The sequence below is a fragment of the Enterobacter cloacae complex sp. 418I7 genome (assembly GCF_050030705.1).
GTDB lineage: Bacteria > Pseudomonadota > Gammaproteobacteria > Enterobacterales > Enterobacteriaceae > Enterobacter > Enterobacter intestinihominis.
This window is the reverse complement of record NZ_JBLGUU010000001.1, coordinates 1,815,994-1,831,406: the sequence shown is the minus strand read 5'-3', so window position 1 is coordinate 1,831,406 and position 15,413 is coordinate 1,815,994. Positions and strand designations below refer to the sequence as shown.

At 52.9% G+C, this 15,413-nt stretch carries 16 protein-coding genes and 1 pseudogene; all 17 read right to left on the bottom strand.

The annotated features are described in order from the left end of the window. Positions 1-51: 51 nt before the first annotated feature. The 17 genes and pseudogenes from ACQG0S_RS08845 to ACQG0S_RS08765 all read right to left on the bottom strand — a co-directional run bounded on the left by ACQG0S_RS08845 (position 52) and on the right by ACQG0S_RS08765 (position 15,409). Entirely contained in the window at positions 52-1,392 is a 1,341-nt protein-coding gene (locus tag ACQG0S_RS08845; protein WP_426750239.1) for a phage tail protein, read from the bottom strand. A 58-nt stretch (positions 1,393-1,450) separates the two neighbouring features. After that, on the bottom strand, positions 1,451-1,684 hold the full coding sequence (gene cor / locus ACQG0S_RS08840) for a phage exclusion lipoprotein Cor (protein ID WP_017382566.1): 234 nt from the start codon (positions 1,682-1,684) through the stop codon (positions 1,451-1,453). A gap of 107 nt (positions 1,685-1,791) precedes the next feature. Then, entirely contained in the window at positions 1,792-2,463 is a 672-nt protein-coding gene (locus ACQG0S_RS08835) for a hypothetical protein (RefSeq protein ID WP_048240576.1), read from the bottom strand. Continuing rightward, positions 2,464-2,778 carry a hypothetical protein gene (locus tag ACQG0S_RS08830; RefSeq protein ID WP_216316167.1) on the bottom strand — a complete coding sequence of 105 codons (315 nt, stop codon included), beginning with the start codon at positions 2,776-2,778 and terminating at the stop codon, positions 2,464-2,466. It lies immediately after the preceding gene. A gap of 42 nt (positions 2,779-2,820) precedes the next feature. After that, positions 2,821-6,669 carry a phage tail protein gene (locus ACQG0S_RS08825; RefSeq protein ID WP_426750237.1) on the bottom strand — a complete coding sequence of 1,283 codons (3,849 nt, stop codon included), beginning with the start codon at positions 6,667-6,669 and terminating at the stop codon, positions 2,821-2,823. A 52-nt stretch (positions 6,670-6,721) separates the two neighbouring features. Continuing rightward, positions 6,722-7,306 (bottom strand): tail assembly protein, encoded by a 585-nt coding sequence (locus tag ACQG0S_RS08820; protein WP_022650859.1) that lies wholly within the window; start codon positions 7,304-7,306, stop codon positions 6,722-6,724. Then, positions 7,306-8,016, bottom strand: coding sequence for a C40 family peptidase (locus ACQG0S_RS08815; protein ID WP_023296258.1), 711 nt, complete (start codon positions 8,014-8,016; stop codon positions 7,306-7,308). The genes ACQG0S_RS08820 and ACQG0S_RS08815 overlap by 1 nt, the downstream gene beginning before the upstream one ends. Before the next feature lie 2 nt (positions 8,017-8,018). Beyond that, complete coding sequence (locus ACQG0S_RS08810) at positions 8,019-8,777, bottom strand: phage minor tail protein L (protein WP_016240208.1); 759 nt, start codon at positions 8,775-8,777, stop codon at positions 8,019-8,021. After that, entirely contained in the window at positions 8,774-9,112 is a 339-nt protein-coding gene (locus ACQG0S_RS08805) for a phage tail protein (protein WP_047731790.1), read from the bottom strand. Before ACQG0S_RS08805 ends, ACQG0S_RS08810 begins: the two co-directional genes overlap by 4 nt. 2 nt (positions 9,113-9,114) lie before the next feature. After that, positions 9,115-12,606, bottom strand: coding sequence for a phage tail tape measure protein (locus ACQG0S_RS08800; RefSeq protein WP_426750234.1), 3,492 nt, complete (start codon positions 12,604-12,606; stop codon positions 9,115-9,117). 58 nt (positions 12,607-12,664) lie between these two features. Next, positions 12,665-13,006, bottom strand: a complete 342-nt coding sequence (locus ACQG0S_RS08795; RefSeq protein WP_071698626.1) for a hypothetical protein — start codon at positions 13,004-13,006, stop codon at positions 12,665-12,667. 86 nt (positions 13,007-13,092) lie between these two features. Next, entirely contained in the window at positions 13,093-13,377 is a 285-nt protein-coding gene (locus tag ACQG0S_RS08790) for a phage tail assembly protein T (RefSeq protein WP_045342758.1), read from the bottom strand. 8 nt (positions 13,378-13,385) lie between these two features. After that, complete coding sequence (locus ACQG0S_RS08785; protein ID WP_001549114.1) at positions 13,386-13,769, bottom strand: phage tail assembly chaperone; 384 nt, start codon at positions 13,767-13,769, stop codon at positions 13,386-13,388. A 32-nt stretch (positions 13,770-13,801) separates the two neighbouring features. Next, positions 13,802-14,221 (bottom strand): annotated as a pseudogene (locus ACQG0S_RS08780) (phage tail tube protein); the annotation flags it as partial. 59 nt (positions 14,222-14,280) lie between these two features. Then, entirely contained in the window at positions 14,281-14,628 is a 348-nt protein-coding gene (gene gp17, locus ACQG0S_RS08775) for a tail completion protein gp17 (RefSeq protein WP_022648886.1), read from the bottom strand. Then, entirely contained in the window at positions 14,625-15,074 is a 450-nt protein-coding gene (locus ACQG0S_RS08770; RefSeq protein ID WP_040117538.1) for an HK97-gp10 family putative phage morphogenesis protein, read from the bottom strand. The genes gp17 and ACQG0S_RS08770 overlap by 4 nt, the downstream gene beginning before the upstream one ends. Continuing rightward, positions 15,071-15,409: a phage head closure protein gene (locus ACQG0S_RS08765; protein ID WP_022648888.1), complete on the bottom strand. Its 339-nt coding sequence runs from the start codon at positions 15,407-15,409 to the stop codon at positions 15,071-15,073. Before ACQG0S_RS08765 ends, ACQG0S_RS08770 begins: the two co-directional genes overlap by 4 nt. Positions 15,410-15,413 lie beyond the last annotated feature (4 nt).

Here is a 15,413-nt window from a genome sequence, read left to right as displayed (position 1 = left end):
TACAGTAGTTTCAAATGGAATGCAGATCAATTTGGGTTCGCCTATTAATTTTTAAGGCTGAATGTCTTCAGGCTGCTCTGTCAGTTCAAGAGAAGCTTCTGAAGCTCTTGTTTTCCAGATGCTATCCTCTGGCATATCGAGGCGAACGTCGATCCAGCTGTTGGCCGGAACATCCATAGGAGCCCCTTTTGTTTTGACGATCTCCCCTTCATCGCTCAGCATGTATTTCCGCTTAAAAAGCCGAATCGTCAGCCCACCGCTTTCTGTCTGCTCCGCTTCAACAACACCCAGTTCTCCCATTCCACCCGGGTCCATTGGCGGCAGCAGCTGCCATCCAGAAGAAGCCAGACCAGCTGAACCGGTAAGCGTATAAACACCTACATCAAGACGAGAAATGCTGATTCCTTCAGCTTCTGCATTCGCCGTACCGCAGCCGCACCAGATAAAGTCATTCTCATCAATATCTGTGCGCTGACTTTCTTCCTTTGATTTGACGATACGGGCTACCGGAGACGCTGCCTTGAGGCTTCCATCTGATGCTACGGTGGTATTGGTTGAGGTATAAAACTTTTGCCATGAACCCGCCGTGCCGCCAGCCATGCCCCTAAACCAAATTGTCGGGCTGGTTGTATCAAGTGCAGCTGCAATTGCACAGGAATATGATCCACCTGCATAAGCCAGAACCATCCCCCCCATACGCTGTGCGACAGGATTACTTCCATTTCCCTGTGTAGCGCCGAAAAATTGAGTTCTGTCTAAAGGGATGCCTGTTGAAAATTGATTTGGGACAGACTGTCCAAGGCCGAAAGCCCCCTGCATCAAAGCGACACCTGCAGTGGTATCGGTAATTGAGGATTGCAAATTTACTGTTGCAGCTGTTCCTAATCCGAGATTGGTACGTGCATCTGCTGCGGTCTTTCCTCCCGTACCACCCTGACTGATACTGAGGGCGGTAGTCAGGCCGCTTAGGCTGGTGATATCGTTGTTCGCCCCTTTTTTCGCCAGTGACTTCTGCCCCGGTACCGTTACTGCTGTACCGTTAATGGTGATAGTGACATCAGTAGCGCCATTCATTACATCAGCGAAACCGCTCATGTATCGCTGATACATAGTGAAGGTTTCAGCGATGTCCTGCGCCAGTCCATCCACGCTCAGGCTGTCGCTCAGAAGGATTGCGTATTTGGTTCCAGCTGGGATAGCAGGGCTTGCCGCTGGTGTAACGGTGAGAGAGGTTGCGCCGCCGATAACGGTGATCTGGAAAACCTGCGCTGGGCTGGTCAGCGCGATGACGGTACAGCCGTTACGAATCAGCGAGCCAGCAGCAGTGAAGTTTGTGCCGGTACCTGTAAGGGTGTTTCCGCTGATGGCGATAGTGCCAGTAGTATAAATCATGTTTTCTCCAGGCAATAAAAAACCCCGCCGGAGCGGGGTTTGTTCAAAACTGAATGGGTTAGTGGCAGGTGGTGCTGGTGAACGTGTTGGCGCTCACCCATGACCAGTTAAAGGGATAACCGGCGCGGTACTGCGTCTGATTGTTTTGTTTACGGACTCCGTAGATCTGGACGCTGCTTTCCTGTCCGCCGACCAGGGCTGTTCCGGTGCATACGGGTTGCTGCTTCTCAATAACGCCAGCGCAACCGGAGAGCAATACCGCTACCGCCAGGCAAAGAATCATATTTTTCATAGTGGTTATATCCCAGGGCATTCATGAAACTACACAATAACAATATGAATCAATGGGATATAATTGATTTGATAGATCAATTATTCAAAATTGATCGCTAAAAACGATCAATCATAATTGGCGCAGTTAATGGCCATAATCACGTTCCTCAGATTCGAATACGTAACGTTCTGAAGGTTGCCGCCGGGGGTTGTCTGCGGCCTGGCGAATATCCGCGTATTGCTTCCCTCAAGTTTTGCCATGCTCTTGTATATGGCCGAGTATGGTTGCGGCTGACCGCCAGCCGATATAACCCCGGTAATTAGCCCCAGCATGGCAGGCATACAGGCCCACTTCCCCGCCAGAGTTGTATTGATGTTGTATCCTGAGCTGGCATCCACCCCGGCGGTACCGAGGGTGACAACATCGCTCAGCGTGCGCGTTTCGTTTGTTAAAATCAGCGTCCCTGATGCATCCCACACAGCCAGCCCGTAGTCTGGCTTTGTCTGCGGGAAAATAGAGAAAAAATAAACGTACGCTGTGCCGGTTGCATTCGGTCTGAGAAAATCAATCGTGATGGTGTTCCCGCTTATCGTCTGAGTTATTTCGACCTCAACCGTGCAATGAACGAAGGCGACAACAGGCTGACCTGCGGGGAATGTGTGCGTCACTTTGGTATTAAACCCCGATGTTCCCTGAAGTGCCGCTGTCTTTCGTGCCTGTAGAGCGATTGGCGAGCTGTTCGCAGTCACCCATACTTCCCCGCTAGTCGTCGTCAGTAAAACGCCATACTCCGCCATTTATGCCCTCTCGATCTGGAAAATGAGATAAGCCGCTGCCGCAGGCTCAGTCCCTGCTGAGTAGTCGGTATCGCCTACATATGACACTGTTGCGGTTCCTCCCGAAATGGTGATCTTCCTCCGACTCGTTCCAAACTGATCGCCGTTCATGCTCTGAAAATAGGTGAGCCTGCAACCCGGTGGAAGCGCTACGGTGTAAGAGCCTGTTTTCTGGTTCTGGGCCAGCTGGAGATAGCCACAAACGCTGACAGGCTTAACGCCATAATTATTAACATTGCCTGAGGCGTCCCATGTCTGAACACCATATTCCGCCATCCAGTCCTCCTGAAAAAAAGAGGCCCCGTAAGAGGCCTCCCGTTACCATATCCCCGTGATTCTCCCGATCTGAACCCTCAACACATTGTTGGCATCCTTGACACCGATCGTTTGATTAGTCTGCTTCATGGCCCCTTCTCCCGCGGTTGAACCGTAGTTCTCAAGCGTGCCGGTTCTAAAGTTTATGGACAGGCCAGCCTGGTTCTGAACGTAGTTAACCGAGCTGATTGTTTCAGCAAGTTTCGCTCGCGTGATAGTGGCATCACCTATTACCGTATCCCTGATAATTACCTGCCCGTTCTGGATAACGAACGGTAAGGTCACCGTGGCTCCGGCCTGGTGAGTAACGGCGAAGCGGTCAGCCAGGAAGATAACCTGCGACTGCATGCCGGACGGCGTATTCTCCACGCCGATCCCCATCCCTGCCGCGTAAAGCTGACCATTGCTGGATAACCCGACCTTGATGCTGTACATCGCCTTCAGGTCGCCGTTGACGTTCGCAATGGCCTGCGCGTTGGTGGTGATCGCTGAAGTGTGCCCGTTGATGGTCGCCGTAATGCCGTTTATCTGCGTGGCCGTGGCCTGCTGATAATTGGAAAACGTCTGGTTCAGGCTGTTGATTGCTGCCTTGTTGCCGTTCACGTCAGTCTGCAAACTCAGCAACGAACGCGCTGTTGCCTCCCTGTCGCTTGCCATAACATTATCAATACGATCGATGCTGGCCTTACTGTCACTGTACTGCGCGCTGAGTCTCACCTGCTGATCAACCTGCGCCAGCGTACTCGTTATTAGCGCGATAGCGTTATTCTGGATGCCGCCGCTGGCAGTATCGGTTCTTGCTCCCAGCTCCTCCAGGCGGGATGCCATTGATGAAGTCGTGTCGGTGACAACCTGTCGCAACGTGGTGATATCAGCAGTATTTTGCGAGCTGGCTTGTTCGGCCGCATCTGCCTTACCTGATGCAGCGTCAGCTTTACTCGAAGCCGAATCAGCTTTATCAGAAATGACCTGAGTGCTCGCAGTGAGCTGATCAACAGCAGTAGCCCTTGCCTGAGCTTCATCTGACAGAGCCTGCCTTACCTCGGTAACTCCCGCCTCGTTCTGCGCAGTTTTTGCCTCAAGACGGGTAACATCCGTTACGCGTGCCTCCGTCTCAGTAGCGATCACCTCCCGGAGCTGTTCGAAAGTCGCAGAGTTAGCGCCCTGTTGGGCTGTCTGGCGCACGACAACATCGGCAATAGCCAGCGCGTTTCCGATGATTGCTTCAGCGGTCTGCTTGTTCGAACCAACCGCAGCAGCAAGGCCGTCTGCGTTCTCTTTGATTGCATCAGCCAGTTCTGCCAGTTTTCCGCTGCTGTCCACCGCGTTCTCGATCAAGTCTTTGAACGTATCGGAGCCTTTCATGTCCTCCAGGATTGCATCGGTGATATCGGATACATCGATGCTGGCCTGCCCGCGCACAAAGTCTGTATACCCTGATTCGTTTCCGCTGCGGTCCACCAGCTGCGCGCGGTACCAGAAAATTTGCCCTGCCTTAAGGCCCATCTGCTGATACTTGCGCTGCGGATAGGGAACGTCTGCCAGCAGCATCGCATCGTCTTCCGTCCCGGTCAGGCTGTACTGAATTTCCGTCTTCAGCGTGTCGTCGGTGTTCGCCGGGAATCCCCAGCTCAGCTCGATACCGAAAACCACATTATCAGAAGCGATGAAGCCGACCGGTTTCGGCGGATTGCCCACTTTACCCGTAAGATTCACTTCTGATGATGTCGCCCAGACTGATGAAACGTCGCTGGCGTTCACCGCCCTGACGCGGACCAGATAGCGACCCGAGTAGATACCCTGCACTTCAAAACCTAGAGAAGACGTTCGGGGCACGCTTACCCAGTTGCCGCTGTCACGCCGCCATTCCGCCTCGTACGCAACTGCACCCTGGACAGCATCCCAGGCAACGCGCATGGTGGTAATCGCAATGTTCTGGTTAACCGTAGAGTAACTGTCTACGACAATATTTCCTGGGGGAGCCTGAACCCCGGGTGGAATGACACTGACTGGCCGCTCGTCAAGTCTTGCACCGGTATCAACGGCGGAATAGATGTCAGGGTTGTAAGTCGTCCCGGTGACTTCAAAAGTGCCATCGTTGTTGTCCCGCGTTCCCGTAACACGGAAAAGCGCTATAAACAGATCGTCAGAGTCCACACCCCAGTTACATTCAGCCTCCGGCGTTTCGCTGTAGGGTGTGGTGACAGTGACTGTGTTTCCGTTAACGGCCTGGACGGTTCTGGCCTGAGCTGTGCCTGACGGAAGATTCAAAAACAGCCGGTTCCCGGCCTTCACATCAGCGGCGCGATCGAGGGTTATGTTGCGGCCATTAACCGCACTCACCCTGCCACCGATAGTTCTTCCGGCCAGCTCGTTAGCTGCCACGCCGATCACCTCACCAACGGGGGGAACGTCCATGCCCGTGCTGAAGGTCACCACCTCGCCGATACCGTTAGTGAGCAGCGCCCAGCGCCCCCGCCGGTTTGCCTCTGACTGCCTGGTGCAGCCGATCGCAGTCATTTCGAGCTGACGATAATCGAAGCGCATGGCCAGATCGTTATCGTAAACAGGCTCAGGCGTGTCTTTATAGTGGTTGGCAGGGTCTGACCAGTTCACCAGCGCGGCAGTGTTTCGGGTGGTTTCACTCGGATCCGCAAAGGTAAATTTTCCTTCAACAACGCTGGCGTGGTTATAGATGTGCCACACATCCCGTGGCATATCAGCCAGGACATACATCTTATTGTCGCCCCAGTACGTCATGCCGCGAAATATACCCGCCAGATCACGAAGTACGGTCCAGGCGTCATTACGGTCCTGGATATAAACGTTGCAACGAAAACGAGGCTCCGTCCCGCTGCCGCCCTTGCCGTCTGGTACCAGTTGATCGCAATACTGGGCGATGCGATAAAGTTCCCATTTGTCTATCTGAGTCGCATCGATTCTTTGACCCAGCCCGAAGCGCTCGTTCAGAATGATGTCGTAATAAATCCAGGCAGGGTTATCCGTCCACGCCCATTTAAATACGCCCTCCCATGTACCAGAATAAGTGCGGGTTTCGGGATCATAAGTATCAGGTACACGGATGATTCGCCCTTTCGGATTGCACACAACCTGAGGAATGCCATTAGGGAACTGCTTTGCGTCAAACTCAACATACAGCAGCGCTGTGTTAACGTAGCGAAGTTTGGCGTCAATAATTTCAGTAACGGCCACAACGCGCATGGTGTCGACGATATTCACGCTCGTGGAATCCGGCGTGATTCTGCGAACCCGCAACTGCCATCCAGTCGAGGCTTTCGGAAGATTGACGCGGTGACTGCGCTCATAAAGCGACGTGGTTTTGTCATCAACAGCACCGTTAACCACCGTTTCATACGGCCCACCATCGACCGACAGATCGATAGCATACTCAACGCGGGTGCCGACTTTATCGCCGTTGTTTTTCTGGAGTAAAAGAGTTGGCCATCCCAGGCGAATTCGCAGCGCAGAGAGCTGCGTGTTGGATACCGCGCGCACGTACGGCACAGCCTGTTTCAGCTCGTATGAAACCTGAAGTTCGTTTTCAATGCCGGGGAAGCCCTGAATGTAGTCCTGGTCCTGAGTACCGGAACGGAACTCATATTTCACATTATTGAAGTTATAACTTCCGTCGGCGTTCTGAAGAGGCGTGTAGGAAGATGAGTCACCAAGAAAAATGTTTTTACCATCAAGCCCGCCAGCGAACTCACCCTCTCCAAGCGCAATCAGCACCTTTGCCCTTGCAATGGACTGAATGCTGTCCGGTGCTTCAACGGGTGTTCGGGTCTGATTGCTGCCACCTTTACCGCGGCCTTTGATGATTGTCGTCGTCATATCGCGTCCATAAAAAAGCCACCGTCAGGTGGCTTGCAGTACGTGGTTTGGTTTATTGCTGATCTTCTGCATAAACCCCGGCGGATATAATGGCGCCGCCAATTTCCCGTTGCCCATAAAGCAGGGGGACGGGATTGCCAGATGCCGTCGTGTTAACGGGACCACCAAACGCATAGGAGGGTTTGTTATCAGGTTCCTGACGCATTCGCAGACCTGAAACCTGAGGAGAGAGCATTTGCACTACACCGCCAACGGCCATTGCGGCACCAACGGAAAACATGAGGTTACTTGCTGCGATACTAACTCCCGGCATCCATATGGCAGCAGCGACCAGAGCCGTTCCGAGCAACGCCTGGAATACTCCAGCTCTTTTACTACCCCTTATCACAGGGATTATTCTTAACTCATCACCCGGCCCCAGGAGTTCAAACTCTTCGTGCCCGATATTGCGACGATCCCGGAAAATAACAAAATCCAGTCCCTTTGCCCGAGCTTCACGCAGATAAGCATCAAAGCCGGCAATGGTGTTAGAAAGCGCCCTGAAAACTTCGCTGGCGGACGTTAGTGCACGGCGATGTGTCCTGCCAAATCGCTGAGCCATTGAGCCGCTGAGTTTGATAACGGTTTTTCTTTCCATTACATCAAATCCTTATAACGCAGAATTTTGATGGTACGGTCACGGTAATAGCCACCGTAGGGAATACGCTGGCTTAGCTGGCCATACATGTGATGCAGTAGCATGTTGCCATCAAGCAAAATCCCGGCATGGTTCGGGACGGTGGACTGAACCTGCATGATAACCATGTCACCTGGCTGAGCGGGACCGTCGTACTCACGGAAACCGCATTCCTGCCAGTTATCCATATAGAGGTTTTCACCCTGCTCCCACCAGTGGCGATCTACGCTGTAGTTGGGCAGTTCAATGCCGTGCTCGATGCGGAAATAGTCCATGATGAGAGACCAGCAGTCTGCATACCCGAGTACAAACTGGCGCCCTGTGAGGGGACGGTCTCCGCGAGGCATGACGGTGCGAATGTCGCCCTCCGGCCACGATGCAATAATCCAGGGCAGTTCCGTGGCATCACACATCAGCATGTCGAGCTCGCTCGGCTGAGTTGTTGCCCCGTCGCCGGGATGGCTGTGGACGATCGCCACCACAGTGCCCTGCTCTTCGGCGGCCGCATAATCCTCAGGATTAAGTTCAAATTGCTCAGTCGGCGACTCAGCATTATTTTTGCAGGGGATGTATTTCTCCACCCGCCCCTTCTGAATAACCACGCCACAGCACTCTTCGGGGAAGGATGCGGCGGCATGCGCCAGAATGGCGCTAACTGTTTTGTCGCGCATGATTATCCTCTCAGAAGTGAAGCGCCGGGGAACCCGCCATAATCCAGCTGTTCATTCTCTCCGAAGCGAGGTTTACAGCCCGTTGACAGCAATCCGGAGCAAACATCCTGTGAAGGATCGTCCACCCGATTGCCGTCTTTATCGAACCAGCCGTTTTGCCCGGCGTAGGTGCAGCCGTTCCCGGTTTTGTACCAGCCCCGCATGCACCACGTGCACATTGGCTGAATTTGCCGGGTCGGAATGAGTTGCCCTCGCAAATCGGCTGGACTTGAAAGCTCAAACTCTACGGTTTCATCGTCTGACCCTGATTTACGGTCGATGTAATAAACCTGTTTGCGCTCCTCGTTGGGATTCGCAGTCGGGTTCCCGCCAGGAAAATTTCTTGCGTCCAGGTAGTGAGCGAAGGTGTCATGGATGATCACCTTTGCTTTAGCCATCCCCTGAAACCTTCGGCACAGCGCGCCAATCGTACCGCTGATGTTTGCAACAGTGAGTGACGGCCGTGAACTCTGGCCGTCACTGCTTACAGATATGCCGGTCAGTTCATACGGCCACGCGCCATACTCCTGCCCCTGCCACCACACCGACTTCGGCTCAAGTTTTGACTCGTCGCCGCCTGCGGCGATGATTTCCGCCTCGGTATGCGGGATTGTCTCGTTGTGAAAGCGAAGAATACCCGCACCGAACGCTGAGCCGTCCACCTCGATCAGGCGGACGCGCTTACCCGGTTCCAGTTTCTGGACATCAGATGAAATACTCATGGATGGTATGCCTGTATGAATGTGCTGCTGAGGGTGTATTTTTTGTTGCCGTGGGTAGATATCTGGAAGGATTCCGCGCGCCATAAACCTGAAGGCTCAAGCGGTGGCTTCCAGATAAATGACTTCCACCCTGCATGTCTGTTCAGAAAGTTTTTAATGGCCTGAATGTAAGCCTCGTCGCCGGTAAAGCTCACGCTCCACTGAGGTGTTACCGGGTTGATGCCGTCCCCGGCCACCTGTGTATAGCCATCGCCAAACTGCGCCTTTCGGGTACGAAAATTTGTATCAACCTGAGAGGCAACCTTTGGGCACCAGCTGAAGGTTTCGACTGCCATGGTTAAACTCCCTTGATTAATCGCCACAGAGGCGAGCCCGGCATGCTGGCCTGTTCGTTAATGACACCAGTGATGGCATCCTTAAGCTGCCTGCCTGCTGCTCCGGCAGTACCCTGACTGGACGCCTGTGGAGATCCGCCCTGAATATTGATATCGCCGAAGTTAACTGAAGGCACACCGCCAGAGACCTGTGGCATCCCCACTGCGCGAACGGCAAGATCACCATTAGGTGCCCGCGTGAGGGGCATAATGGCTTCAGGACCTGCCTCGCCGAAAATCCCCGCACCCTTGGCAAAAGCAAACAGCTGAGGCGTCTGGAAAACGCCATTGCTGTAAGCGCTCAGGGACGGAGAGTCGTAAACGTTACCCTTCGCATTAAATGTGAAGTTCGCGCCAGCATTCTGAATGGCGGTACCGCTGCTGGCGGTTGCGGCTGACGAGGCACCAAAACTGAACAGTGATCCAATTGAGCTGACGCCATTAGCAACAGCCATGTTCACCAGAACGTTCTGGATGATCTTCAGTACGCTCACGCCCCAGTCCTTCCAGCTGTCAACGTTGCCATTGAGCATGTCGGTGATCGTGGTGACCGCGCCACCCATGGCCTGCTTCATGCCGTCAGCGGCCATGGAAGAATAATCAGTAGCTTCGTCCACCCAGTTCGCATAACCCTCAGACAGTCCCGTCATCCAGTCGTCACGCTGCGCATCAGAAGCTGCGTAATATCCCTCCTGGTCGCGCAGGCGCTCTTCGAGGTAGCGCTTATTAAGTGCCAGCCCCTGCTGATAGAACGTCTCGTCGATTTCACCAGCCTGACGCTGGCGGAGAAGATCGGTATTCTTCTGCTCAAACTCCTTACGCAGATTGAACTGCTCCTGAAGTCTTTCACGGAACCTGGTTCCCTGCCCATATCCCAGCAGTTGCGCTTCATTGGCTGCGCGGGCGCTGGCGTTACTGTCGGCAAGATTGGCTTCGTAATTTCGCAGTTGCTCACGTAATTTAACCTGGTCAATCAGCGCAGCATTCTGCAATACCGTCTTTTTCTGGGCTTCTGTCAGAGACGCAAGTTCGCCCTGGCTGACCTGGTATTTAACCTTCGCCAGTTCAGTATTTTGGCCTTGCAGGGCAATCTGCTCTTTTTGCTGCTTGATAAGGCGCTTATACACATCCTCGGTTTTCTCGCCTTCGGTTTTACCGCCCTTCGCCTTAGGTTTGTTGGCCTCATTATTCCGCCATTCAGCAAGGCCGTTATTAATCAACTCCTGACGGCCTGTCTGGAATTGCGGATCACTGGTTAACCCCAGATCATCGGCTGCATAACTCAGACGCAGGCGCTCTTTTGCTTCACCCTTCAGGCGTGACAACTCCAGATCCCGGCGGCTTTTTTCGAGGGCATCGGTTTGCTTTTTGTCGAGGTCGGCCTGAGGAAGCCTGATCGGGACGTTAGCCAGCCCCTGACGCGCCATAAGGAGTTGGTTACCCAGGCCGAGTAATCGATTAAGTTCATCGTGCTGCCCATTCATCAACAGAAGTGATTGATAAGCCCGGTTCTGATTCGCTGCCTCCTCCCGAATTAGCGTCACACGCCGATGCTCAAGACCTTCAAGAACCTGTTGGATAGAGGCAGATTTCTCCTGCATCTGGGCAAGCCTTTCCTGCTCAACAGATAACTGTTCAGTGGCTGTAGCCAGTCCACGGGTCACGGTATCCAAAGATGTCAGGTGGTTAATCATGAAACCACCACTGGTCGTTGGACCGGGATTACTGATCACTGACTGATAACCAGCTATCTGCTCTTTCAGATTTTCTATCTTGCTCTTTTGTTCATCTATCAGCCTGTTCTGCTCATTCAATGCTGCGCGCGTTTTCTCAGCATTGTCTGAAGCTTCAGGTAAAGACATTGCCTTCGACTTTTTACTGACTTCATCAATCGTGGTGGCGTATTCCTGCGCCGAACGCCGAGCCTGCTCCTGATTCTGATACATAGCATACCAGGCTCCTGCTCCCAGCATCACCAGACCCGGCACGCCGCCAATCAGGCCAAGCGCACCACTCATCAGGCGAGTGCCGACAGATGTTACGCTATTGAGATTGCTTTGAGTCGAAACACGATTTGAGATGTTACGGTTTAAAGCAGCCTGAGCGGCAGCCAGACGCCTTTCAGCGACAGCCTGAGCGTCGGCATTTTTAGCTGCTACCAGCCCTGCCTGCGCGCGTTCAAGTGCTGTTCTGGCTCGCACCTTTTCCGTAGCTGTACCACTGGCAAGAGCGGTAGTCAGTCTGGTATGGGCCGCAGTGACTTTTGCTTCAGCCGCCGCGACCTTTTCTTGCTGAGCCGCCTGAACATCTGCACTTCTTGAACTCTGTACTGCTTGCTGAGCCCGATAAACTTCAGCCCTGGAAGCCGCAACAGCAGACTGCGCCGCTTTATCCTGCGCGACTGCAAGGGCAACCTCTGATTTCGCAGCTGAAATTAGCGCACCTGTTGCACTCGTGGCACTGGTTACAACTCCGCTTAGGTAGCGTGCCAGTCCCACGCCAACAAGCGCCCCAGCGACTGTTGTAATTGTTGACATATTGTCAGCAACGTCACTAAGCGCGCCGCTCACTGCTGATGAAGTAAAAGAATCAAGCGTCTGGGCAACATTATCCAATCCGCCAGACAACGCATCAGTAGCACCGGTTGCCTGGTTTACACCGCCCACCCAGGCCATGAATGAGTTAGTTACTTTTTGAAGGGATCCAGAAACCGTTTGTGGCATGCTGGCAAATTCGCCCTGCAATGCTCCTAACTGGCTCATTAAAGCTGGGACAACCTTATCGATCGTAAGCTGTCCCTGGTCAGCCATGCTCTTGAGGTCTTTACGGGCTACACCCATTCCCGCAGCCAGAGCGCGGATTACCCGATCACCGGCTTCGTTAACGGCATTAAATTCTTCACCACGAAGAACGCCTTGTGCGAGCGCCTGGCTGAATTGAGTGATAACAGAACTCGCTTCCTGGGTGTTAGCCCCAGAAAGTTTGAGGCCGGTAGAGACAGCTTCTGTAATTTTCAGAACTTCGTCAGAGCTATAACCGTACTCGCGCATTGAGGCTGCTGCGCGGGAAAAAAGGTTTGCGTTATCTGAAAATGCCGTGCCGGTTCTTTGGCTGATTTCCATTAACTGACGCTGTGAAGCGGCAAAATCATCAGCAGAAGATGATGCCTGTTTAAGGCGAGCGTTTACGGAGTTCCACTCATCAGCAATCTGCACAATTTTACCCGTTGCAAAAGCTGCCGTAGCTGCGGCGGCAGCCCTTCCAGCAGATGCAAATCCGGCAGTCAAATCAGAGAGCGCCCTTTCGCTCTCTCTGGCAGCAGCAGCGGCCTGCCGACCACCATTCTGCATAGTGCGGTAATAATCCTGCCCCATTCGTGAGGCGCGGGAAATTTCCGTCTGGAATGATTGCGAGTTAGCGGAAATTTTAATAATCAATTCACGTAATGTTGCCATCACATTTCTCCAGGCGAAAAAAAACCCGCCGGAGCGGGTCTGTTTTATCTATGTTTTCTTATCTACAAGATAATACCGTTTTCTCATATGAGTCGGATGTCATTGAGGGCACTCTTTCGTAGAGCACGTAACTTGTTTTCCCATTATTTTCTGTTACGTCAAGAACTACGTCATAACCCCCCATTGCCTGAGGGACGAGTATGCTTATGCCATTTTCAAGCGGCAAGGAAGTTACTGGTGTTCCATTTCCAGCCCACTTCCCAGAGACACAAGATGAGAATGAGTTAACGCTCTTATCAGATCCCCCAATGTTTACAGGCTTTGTAGCCCTAACTGAGTCTAAAGATTTACATCCAGTAACGGCGAACATAACTAATAAAATACCAACTACCTTTTTCATTTTCACACCTCCAGAAGTAAGGAGGTTATTAAAATACATAAACGTGAGCAAAGGAAATTCGAAATTCTATTTTTTGACTTTAGCATTTAATTAGTTGCCGCTGCGTTTGATAAAGCAGCCTCAAGCCCTGCAAACGGGTCCTTCGGTTCTGATTGCTCATCGCCACCCCATCGCAGGATCGCATCGTCCAGCGGTACTTTTGCCCCCTGTGAGCCGTAGATGGCAGAGACGAGCTGAGCTGCCTGAATGTCGCCACGGATATCGCCAACCGGACTTTGCCTGTCGTACTCAATCCACATTAGAAGCTCGCTTGCCGTCATATTCTGCCGAAGCTCTGAGAGCGTGCGCCCCATCCGGAGCGCAAGCGACATCAGAAACTTTACGCCGGGGGTTGAGACTTTTCCCGCGCTTCGTCCGCATTGTTGATCAGGTCAAGCGCCTGTTTGAGCAGGCGTGAATGGACGGGGCCGTAGATTTCACGCACCTGCTCTTCTTCGTCTACGCTGAATACCGGTTGCTTATCGGTGTCGCACAGGACGTCAATGAAGAGCACCACGTCAGCGCAAAGATTACGGTGTGCCTTTTCCGATACCGACACATTTTCATCATCAGCACCCGCTTTCACCACTTCCTGCCAGCGCAGCCAGGCTTCACCTGACGGCTCACGGAGAACCACTTTGACGCCCTCCCACTCAGGAACGGCGACCGTCTTATGACGAAAACCCGACATCTTAGCCAGGGCGAGATTTTTAATATTCTTCATGCGACCTCTCAGGAGCCAGACTCGATGTTTTCAGGCTTACCTTTCAGGCGCAGGGAGAACGTTGCCGCCACTACGCCGTTGGTACCTGAAGACCAGGTGTGCTGGCGGATTTCAGCCAGGAACTTAAAGCCCTTGCCGGACGGGAAGATAACCTGGAAAGCGTAGGTCGTATCGTTGTCATAGGCCTCACGCAAGGCGTCCTGCGCCGGATTCTTGTAGAAGTTGCCGGACAGAGAGATTTCTGACGGAGAAGGCAGGCCGTTGATGTTCTCCTGCTCGGTAGAGCAAAGTGTTGTTACGTCGATATCCTGCTTCTGACCACCGGTGAACTGAATTTCTTTGATGGTGCAACTCAGATCGAGGAAGGTTGCGGAATCCATCGTTTCTTTGGTGGCTGGCAGGGAGGAAATAAGGATCTTCGTCAGCTGCGATTTTTCATAAAGTGCAGACATAGCTGTCTCCTGGAAAAAGAAAACCCGCCATCAGGCGGGTTCGTTGGGTGAATTAATTGTCAGGGGGTAACTTTAAAATCCAGGGTGGCACGGTAGAGCCGATAATCTGGCTCGTACCCGGGGATTTTTACCACCTCTGTAGGGGTTAACGGCTCAAGCGAAGCGAGCACCAAATCTCTCAGGGATCGTGATTCAGCGATCGAAGTGGAATACACATCGACCTGAACGGAAACCCTGCTCTCTGCCTGGCCACACAGTACGTCAGCGGAAACATCATCGACGATGGAAAAGATAATCCAGGGTGGAGAGACAGACGGTTTCCCGTCACTACCTAATGGCGCAACATAGGGGTATACCCGTCCTTCTGCCAGGGAAGAAAGCAAGGCGTAGATATTATCTTCATTCACTTGCTCAATACCTCATCAATAGCCTGATTCATCCTGGCAATGGCGACGCTGGCGGCCTCTTCCTCGCGAGTATCGTAAGCGGGTCGCACAAACGGATGTGCAGGCATGTTCGCGGTGCCCAGCTCAACGAATCGCCAGTAAAAGGCGTTTCTCGGGTTATTCGCCTTCATCGTGTTATCGCTGTTTCCGGTGCGCAGGTTAACGCCACGAATATGGACGCCGGAAGAAATCTCCCCGCGGCGGCGGCTTTTTTGGGTCACAACCACCACGTTTTTTTTCAGTTTTCCGGTGCGTACCGGTGCACGTGCGATCACCTCTTCCTTAAGCACTTCCGCGCCGGCGCGCGTGGCATCACGAAGAACCTTATTGTTTTCAGCGCGGCTAAGGGCCTCCAGATCCTTTGCGATGTCATTTAACCCGGAAAAATCGAGGCTCGTCTCTATCATTTTTCGATCCCCTGCTTACAAAGAATTTCGAGTTGTATACCGCGAGAATCAGGTATAGGCGGACCAATGATATTTAGAATGACTCCCTTGAACGGGCCAGTCACAACCCTGAGTCTTGACGCAGCAGTTATATCGTTACGAAATCGAGTCCATACCCTGATAGTGGCTACGGCCGTTTCTGCACCTGCCGCTACAAGCTCACGCCCGCTGATACCTTTAACTTCTGCCCATGTAGTCGCGCCGTCATGCCACGTTTCAACAGGCTGACCAGAAGGGTCTCTGGATGTTGTGATGTTCTGAATTACCACCCTGTCTCTCAGTCTTCCGGCCTGCATAAAC

Bases quoted from the DNA above. Each gene is read 5' to 3' on its own strand.
- ACQG0S_RS08845 (WP_426750239.1), bottom strand. From the start codon at position 1,392: ATGATTTATACTACTGGCACTATCGCCATCAGCGGAAACACCCTTACA.
- ACQG0S_RS08790 (WP_045342758.1), bottom strand. From the start codon at position 13,377: ATGTCGCTTGCGCTCCGGATGGGGCGCACGCTCTCAGAGCTTCGGCAG.
- ACQG0S_RS08765 (WP_022648888.1), bottom strand. From the start codon at position 15,409: ATGCAGGCCGGAAGACTGAGAGACAGGGTGGTAATTCAGAACATCACA.
- ACQG0S_RS08835 (WP_048240576.1), bottom strand. From the start codon at position 2,463: ATGGCGGAGTATGGCGTTTTACTGACGACGACTAGCGGGGAAGTATGG.
- ACQG0S_RS08810 (WP_016240208.1), bottom strand. From the start codon at position 8,777: ATGAGTATTTCATCTGATGTCCAGAAACTGGAACCGGGTAAGCGCGTC.
- ACQG0S_RS08815 (WP_023296258.1), bottom strand. From the start codon at position 8,016: ATGCGCGACAAAACAGTTAGCGCCATTCTGGCGCATGCCGCCGCATCC.
- ACQG0S_RS08825 (WP_426750237.1), bottom strand. From the start codon at position 6,669: ATGACGACGACAATCATCAAAGGCCGCGGTAAAGGTGGCAGCAATCAG.
- ACQG0S_RS08820 (WP_022650859.1), bottom strand. From the start codon at position 7,306: ATGGAAAGAAAAACCGTTATCAAACTCAGCGGCTCAATGGCTCAGCGA.
- ACQG0S_RS08800 (WP_426750234.1), bottom strand. From the start codon at position 12,606: ATGGCAACATTACGTGAATTGATTATTAAAATTTCCGCTAACTCGCAA.
- cor (WP_017382566.1), bottom strand. From the start codon at position 1,684: ATGAAAAATATGATTCTTTGCCTGGCGGTAGCGGTATTGCTCTCCGGT.
- ACQG0S_RS08795 (WP_071698626.1), bottom strand. From the start codon at position 13,006: ATGAAAAAGGTAGTTGGTATTTTATTAGTTATGTTCGCCGTTACTGGA.
- ACQG0S_RS08770 (WP_040117538.1), bottom strand. From the start codon at position 15,074: ATGATAGAGACGAGCCTCGATTTTTCCGGGTTAAATGACATCGCAAAG.
- ACQG0S_RS08830 (WP_216316167.1), bottom strand. From the start codon at position 2,778: ATGGCGGAATATGGTGTTCAGACATGGGACGCCTCAGGCAATGTTAAT.
- ACQG0S_RS08785 (WP_001549114.1), bottom strand. From the start codon at position 13,769: ATGAAGAATATTAAAAATCTCGCCCTGGCTAAGATGTCGGGTTTTCGT.
- ACQG0S_RS08805 (WP_047731790.1), bottom strand. From the start codon at position 9,112: ATGGCAGTCGAAACCTTCAGCTGGTGCCCAAAGGTTGCCTCTCAGGTT.